Origin of the sequence: uncultured Tyzzerella sp. (assembly GCF_963558545.1) — a bacterium.
Taxonomy (GTDB): Bacteria; Bacillota; Clostridia; order Lachnospirales; family CAG-274; genus Tyzzerella.
This window is the reverse complement of the sequence record NZ_CAUWHO010000070.1, coordinates 1-6974: the sequence shown is the minus strand read 5'-3', so window position 1 is coordinate 6974 and position 6974 is coordinate 1. Positions and strand designations below refer to the sequence as shown.

At 25.2% G+C, this 6974-nt stretch carries 8 protein-coding genes; 1 reads left to right on the top strand and 7 read right to left on the bottom strand.

The window, feature by feature from the left end:
- The 5 genes from R5Z65_RS09135 to R5Z65_RS09115 form a co-directional block, all read right to left on the bottom strand.
- Window positions 1-470, bottom strand: a 470-nt coding sequence (locus R5Z65_RS09135) for a site-2 protease family protein (RefSeq protein ID WP_331678039.1), incomplete at its 3' end; no start/stop codon positions are given.
- A gap of 21 nt (window positions 471-491) precedes the next feature.
- The gene (locus R5Z65_RS09130) at window positions 492-836 is read right to left on the bottom strand and encodes a M23 family metallopeptidase (protein WP_317368682.1); all 345 of its coding nucleotides are present in this window, start codon (window positions 834-836) and stop codon (window positions 492-494) included.
- A gap of 101 nt (window positions 837-937) precedes the next feature.
- Window positions 938-1381, bottom strand: a complete 444-nt coding sequence (locus tag R5Z65_RS09125) for a hypothetical protein (protein ID WP_317368681.1) — start codon at window positions 1379-1381, stop codon at window positions 938-940.
- 79 nt (window positions 1382-1460) lie between these two features.
- Window positions 1461-2897, bottom strand: coding sequence for an NCS2 family permease (locus R5Z65_RS09120; protein ID WP_317368680.1), 1437 nt, complete (start codon window positions 2895-2897; stop codon window positions 1461-1463).
- A complete protein-coding gene (locus tag R5Z65_RS09115) occupies window positions 2897-3613 on the bottom strand; it encodes a sirohydrochlorin cobaltochelatase (RefSeq protein WP_317368679.1) in 717 nt (238 codons plus the stop codon). The genes R5Z65_RS09120 and R5Z65_RS09115 overlap by 1 nt, the downstream gene beginning before the upstream one ends.
- 215 nt (window positions 3614-3828) lie before the next feature.
- Here R5Z65_RS09115 and R5Z65_RS09110 point away from each other — a divergent pair, with 215 nt between their 5' ends.
- On the top strand, window positions 3829-4467 hold the full coding sequence (locus tag R5Z65_RS09110; RefSeq protein ID WP_317368678.1) for a single-stranded DNA-binding protein: 639 nt from the start codon (window positions 3829-3831) through the stop codon (window positions 4465-4467).
- A 60-nt stretch (window positions 4468-4527) separates the two neighbouring features.
- Here the strand turns inward: R5Z65_RS09110 and nagE are convergent, their stop codons facing one another.
- The gene (nagE, locus tag R5Z65_RS09105) at window positions 4528-5997 is read right to left on the bottom strand and encodes an N-acetylglucosamine-specific PTS transporter subunit IIBC (protein ID WP_317368677.1); all 1470 of its coding nucleotides are present in this window, start codon (window positions 5995-5997) and stop codon (window positions 4528-4530) included.
- A 256-nt stretch (window positions 5998-6253) separates the two neighbouring features.
- Window positions 6254-6787 (bottom strand): ferritin-like domain-containing protein, encoded by a 534-nt coding sequence (locus R5Z65_RS09100; RefSeq protein WP_317368676.1) that lies wholly within the window; start codon window positions 6785-6787, stop codon window positions 6254-6256.
- Window positions 6788-6974 lie beyond the last annotated feature (187 nt).

The following is a 6974-nucleotide window of genomic DNA, read 5'->3' as shown; positions in this document are numbered from 1 at the left end:
ATAAAACTTAAAAATAAACCTAATTTTTTTAAAATTATACTAGCTTTTAAATCTCCTATTTTACTTCCTAAAATATAGCAAAAAAACCTACCCCCATCTAAAGGGAAAATAGGTAAACAATTAAAAAATGCAATTGATAAATTTATATTTTTTATCAACTGCATCTTTTCATTTGTAAACATACCAAAAAATAAAGCTAACAATATATTTAATAAAACACCTATACTTACTACCAAAAGCCTTTTATATAGCTCTAATCTTTCTATATTATCTATTACAGCTATTTGTCCTATTGGCGTTATAACAATTTTTTTTATACTTAGTCCAAACTTTTTTGCCATAAATATATGACCTAGCTCGTGTAAAAAAACAAAAATAAAAAAATATAAATATATATCATATACTTTAAAAAATATTACTAAAATTAATGTAACATAAAACGTCAAATTTATACTTATTTTTTTTAACATATACCCCCCATTATTTTTTAATTAGTTTAAATAACTTGCTTTAGGTAAAGCTACAAAATTTATAGGGTCTAAATATTCTCCTTCTTTTACTATTGTATAATGTAAATGATAACCAGTAGAAAGACCTGTATTTCCTACCAATCCTACCTTTTGGTTGCTTTCTATTATATCATCTTTTTTTACCAATGCTTTATTAAGATGTGCATACATTATTTCATAATTATCATAAGTTTTATATTTTATATATGTACCATAAGTTTTAGAAGTTGAAACCTCTGTTACAATACCAGACTTTACAGCGTATACTGGGGTATTTTCTTTTGCACCTATATCTAGCCCGTTATGAAATTCTTGCTTTTTTAATATAGGGTTTTCTCTATTTCCAAAATACCCTGTAATAACACCATCTACTGGATTTATCCATTTATTTTCTGCCCCAAGAACAACGTTATACGTCTTGAGGCTATCTATTTTTTTTGTGTATTTTCTATTTCCTTTTCCATTTGTTCTATAATGTCATCATCTATGGATACACCATTTTTATTACTACCTGTTTTAACATTAAATTTTGAAAAAATATCGGCTATTTTGCTATCTATATTAAGCTCACTTTCTAATATATTTTTAGTTTTATTAATTATATTATTAGCCATACTAGAGTTGCTATTTACTAAATAATAAAATACACCTAATATTATTATACATATTATAGCTTGTGTTAAAAATTTTGATTTTGTGTTTGGTGTTGTTTGTTCATCAAATCTTATCATACCATTTTTAGTTTTATTTTTATATCTATTAGTATAATTATATGTATTTGTCCTTGTAGTTTTTATATCTCTTTGTATTTTTATATCTCTTAAAGAATTTTCTGCTAATCTTTTATAAAATTCCTTTCTATCGTTTCCCAAAAAAATCCCCTACCTTTGTATTTTGTTTTTATATGTGTATATAAAAATATATTAAATAAAAAGATAGATTATTCCTATTTTATCTTGGTAAATATATTAAAGATATTAATAATAATATTGATAACAAATACAGTATTTTATTAACTTTTTTCCAGCCACCTAAAAATAACTGTATGACAACATAAGATATAACCCCAAAGGCTATACCAACTAATATACTATTAGTAAGTGGCATTAAAATCATTGTAAAAAATGCTGGCACTGCCTCATCTATATTTTCAAAATCTATAAATTTTATTATACTCATCATCAAAACACCTGCTATTATAAGAGTTGTAGCTGTTGCTGCAGATGGCACTAAAGCAACAAGAGGTGATAAAAATGATGACAGTAAAAATAATATTCCAGTTACTATGGCTGTTAGCCCTGTTCTTCCACCCTCCATAATACCTGCCGTACTTTCTACATATGTAGATACTGTAACACTTCCTATTGTTGAGCCTAAAGATGTTGTTATAGAATCTATCTCTAGTATTTGAGGTATCCTTTTGTTAGTAACTCTTTCTTTACTTATTTCTACAAAGTTATCTGTAACTATAAGCATAGCCATAGTTTCAAATATATCCATTATACATATAGAAAATAGCACAACAATAAGTGTTGTAAAAGTTTTTAATAAAAGCCCACTACTACTAAAATCTATAATACCTTTAAAATCAAGTGCAAAAAGTACACTTTCTAAATTTATAGATGTAAAAAAATCTATATTTTTTAGTGTAACAAGACCTAAAGGAAAAGCTAATAATATACACACTATTTTTCCTATAAATATAGAGCCATATATATGTTTTTTATGGAGTATTGTTATTAATATTACACCTATTAAAGCTAATATAGCTGTTTTTGTATCATTACTTGTAATAGATGAAATATCAAAAAGATTAGTGTTAATAGAGCTTTGCTCTATTATATGAGATTTTAACAGCCCCTGATATGTTATAAACAGCCCTATACCACAAGTAGCCGCGTATTTAATATTTTTAGGTATAGATTTATGTATCTTCTTTTCTGCTCCAAAAAGAGCTAAAACAAAAAATATAAGTCCAGATATAAAAACAATAGCTAAAGCTTGGTTATAAGTATATCCAAAGTTTATACAAACTGTATATGTTATAAATGTACCTACTGCAAGACTAGGCCCCTGAATGAAAGGCAAATTTGTTAAATATCCCATTATTATTGAGCTTAACCCAGAGCATATAAAAGAAGCTGCTGTTAATGTTACGAGCATTTCATTGGCTGTTAAGCCATTACTTAATACAAAATCTCTTATTATACTTCCATCTTCTGATATAGCACCAGTAAATACATTCATTAATATTTCTGGAACAAGCATAACCAAATATATAAGAGTAAAATAATTTGTAACACCTGCTAAAACTTCTGTTCTTAAATTAGATTTATGTTCTATAATGTCAAATTTATTATACAAAAACTTTTTTATATGTTTTATCATTAAATCTCCTTACTTTCCATTAAACGCTTTATAAATATATCAACTATTTCATCATATTGTAAAAGTGGTTTTAACCTTAAAGTTACATTAATATTGTTATCTATTAATTTATTTTTTATATTATATGATATATCTTTTTGTATATGCTTACCATTAAATAATAAAAAAGGCTTAATACATACGCTGTTTATATTCTTTTTATTTAATATTTTTATAGTATCTTCTATATATGGTATACTTTCTAAATTTGCAAAAAACAAATTTTCATCTTTAAACATACTAAATAATTTTTTATACTTGTAATCGCTTTTATCATCTGTTCCGTGGCATATATAAATTAAATTGTCATCATCATAATTATTTTTTATAAAATTGTAAATATCAAAAAATCCAGTTTCATTATGCAGTAAAGGACTAGATATTTTTATTCTTTTAAACTTTGTTTTATACTTATTTATACAAAATAAAGTTTTTTCATATTCTATACCATCTATTGTGAATAAAGACAAACACAGTATATCCTCATATCCTTGTGTATAAAGATTATCTAATATATCATATAAATTATAACCATATTTTTTAATAAAAAAACTACTTGTAAAACACACATATATATCATAGTTATAAAAACTTTTAACTATCTTCTCTTTTAATTTTTTTACTTCTTCATCTACATTTTTATTGCCAAAGCATATTATAAGTATCGCTTTTTTCATATAATCACCATTATAGTTTTAATAAAATTATATTATCATTTTTTTTATTTTTTTTCAACATTTTATACACTTTTTGTTTATTATGTATATATTTATATTTTTTATACTTAATATGTAATATAAATGTTAGTATATACTCTATTTTTTTAGAATAAGTATTTTAAAGGTTACAAATCCTAAAAATTTTTTTAAGCTACTGAAGGGAGAAATTAAAAATGCAAACAGATTTAAGACAAAATAACATAGTAACACTTATTGGTAAAATAATATCGGATTACACTTTTTCACACGAAATGTATGGTGAATCTTTTTATACATTTAAAATAGAAACATCTAGACTAAGTGAAACATCAGATATATTACCAATAACTATATCTGAAAGACTTATAGACAAAAACTTATTTAAAATAGGTGCAATAATAGAAATTACTGGACAAATACGTTCTTATAATAATATTATCGATAATAAAAATCACCTTGTTTTAACTACTTTTGTTAAAGATATAAACTTCAATTTAGATTTTAACAAAAATCCAAACCAAGTATCTCTAAATGGATACGTTTGTAAGCCTCCTGTGTATAGAAAAACACCTTTTGGAAGAGAAATAGCCGATGTTTTATTAGCCGTAAACCGTTCTTACAATAAATCTGATTACATACCTTGTATTATATGGGGAAGAAATGCAAAATTTGCAAGTGGGTTAGAGGTTGGAAACAATATTAAAGTTTCTGGACGTATGCAAAGCAGAAATTATCAAAAGAAACTTGATAATGGAGAAGTTTTAGAAAAAACAGCTTATGAAATAAGCGTGTCTAAGCTAGAAGTTGTAGAACAAAATAAAGACGAAAATTAAATATAAGCTAAATCTTAAGTATAATAAAAAGGCTAATTATAACTAGCCTTTTTATTATACTTATTTTGCTATTTTTTTAAGCTCATCTGCAACAAACTGAACATTTGTACCAATTACTATTTGAATTGCATTTTTACCTGGTTTTAATATACCAGAAACTTTTGCCAATCTAATTTTGTTTTCATCTATTTTAGTAATATCTTTTACTTCAATTCTTAATCTAGTTATACAGTTATCAATTGTTACAATATTTTCTTTACCGCCAAGTCCTTCTAATATTATTTTTGCAGTATCTACAAAATCTTTACTTTCTTTAGAAATATTAGCAGTAGCATTAGATACAGCCTCTAGCTCATCTTCTCTACCAGGAGTTTTAAAATTAAATATTTTAATAGCAAATCTAAACACAAAGTAATATACAACACCAACTACTAATCCAATAGGAAGAAGCATCCAAGGATTAAGCGCTAAAGGTGTAAATGAACTAAAGAATAAATCTAAAAACCCAGCACTAAAGTTAAAACCTGCTCTTACTGGCAACAAAGCTAAAACTGCTAAAGATAACCCTGTTAATATAGCGTGTATTAAATATAGCCCTGGTGCTAAAAACATAAATGCAAATTCAATAGGCTCTGTAACACCTGTAAAAAACGAGCATATAGCAGAAGAGAAAAATAAACCTGAAACTATTTTTTTATTTTTATCTTTAGCTGTGTGATACATAGCAAGACAACCAGCTGGTAATCCAAACATCATAACTGGGAAGAAACCTGTCATATACATACCTGTTTCTCCAAGAGTACCTGTACCTGCCCAAAACCTACCAAGGTCATTAACATTTGCAATATCAAACCAAAATACAGAATTTAATGCGTGGTGTAAGCCAACAGGTATTAATAAACGGTTAAGGAACCCGTATACCCCTGCACCACCAGCTCCAAAACCTACAATAATTGTACCTAATTTTACTAACCCTGTATAAAGAATAGGCCATATAAAGAACAATATAACAGATACAACAAGAGATACAACACCTGTTACAATTGCTACACTTCTCTTACCACTAAAAAATGCTAAAGCATCTGGTAGTTTTGTATTTTTAAATTTATTATAACAACTTGCACCAATAATACCACTTATAATACCTATAAATTGGTTATTATTATCCATTTTTGTAAATGCTGGATTTACATCTGCAATATCTATACCTCTTAAAGAGGCAATTATACTTGGTTCTAAAACTGTTAAAAATATAAGAAATGAAACAAGCCCTGCAAGAGCCGATGTACCCTCTTGGTCATCAGACATACCAACAGATATACCTATAGCAAATAATATACCCATACTATTTATTATAGCTCCACCTGCTGTTACTAAAAATTTTGCAATAATAAACATTGCTCCTGGGTCGCCACCTGCCATAACAGACTTGTCAAACATATAACCTAAGCCCATTAATATACCTGCTATAGGCAAGCAAGCAACTGGTAACATTAATGATTTACCTAATCTTTGGAAGTATTTCATCATAATGTACAACCTCCCCATATTTTTATTTTTCATTTTATACATTTATTATACGCCTGTTTTTTATCGATGTCAATGTCTTATATATTTTTTATATAATATATTATTTTATACAATATTTATAAGTAAAATATTATATATTTTTGTTGTTTTTTGAATTATTTTTAATTTTAAAATATAAAAACATCTTAATTATATAAAAAAAGACAAAATTATAAATTTAAAATAACTTTGTCTTTTTTATATAATATTTTATTTTTTATTTATATTTATTATATAAATTGCTTATTAATTGTGCATTCTTTTGCTTACCTAAAATTACTTCATATATCATATCTCTTACTTGTAAATCTGAAAATAAAGACATAAGCATTCTGTAAAAGTCTATATCTTCTAGTTGTTCTTCTATACTTTCTTGAAGTTCTTCTATTAAACTGTCATCTACATCTACATTTTCATATTTATCTTCAATATTAGCCTCTTTACCTGTAAGCATTTTATATAATTCCATAAATATTTTTTTATATTTCATTTCATTAAGAGCTATTTGTCTTAATGTGTCTTTATCCTTTTCATCTTCTACCATATTATACAATTTTTCATAGTATATACTACTTTTATGCTGGTCTTCTATTGCTTCTTCTAATGCTTCTATAATATATCTTCTAAAATCTTCTTGTTCTTTTTTATTTTCTGTCAAATCATCTTTATCTTCCATTAAATCATCTTCATCTTTCTTTACTATTTCTTTTATTTTTACATCATCATCTTTTTTTGAAAAATATGGATACATTTTTATCCTCCTAAAAATTATTTTTATATATGTATATTAAAAATAATTACATATATTACTAATTTATTTTTATTAATTGTTTATTTTTTATAGTATAATATTATAACTATACATTTGAATAATATTTTTTATATTTTTAATATTTAATATAAATATGTATTGTATCTAAATAAAAATATAAAAATTT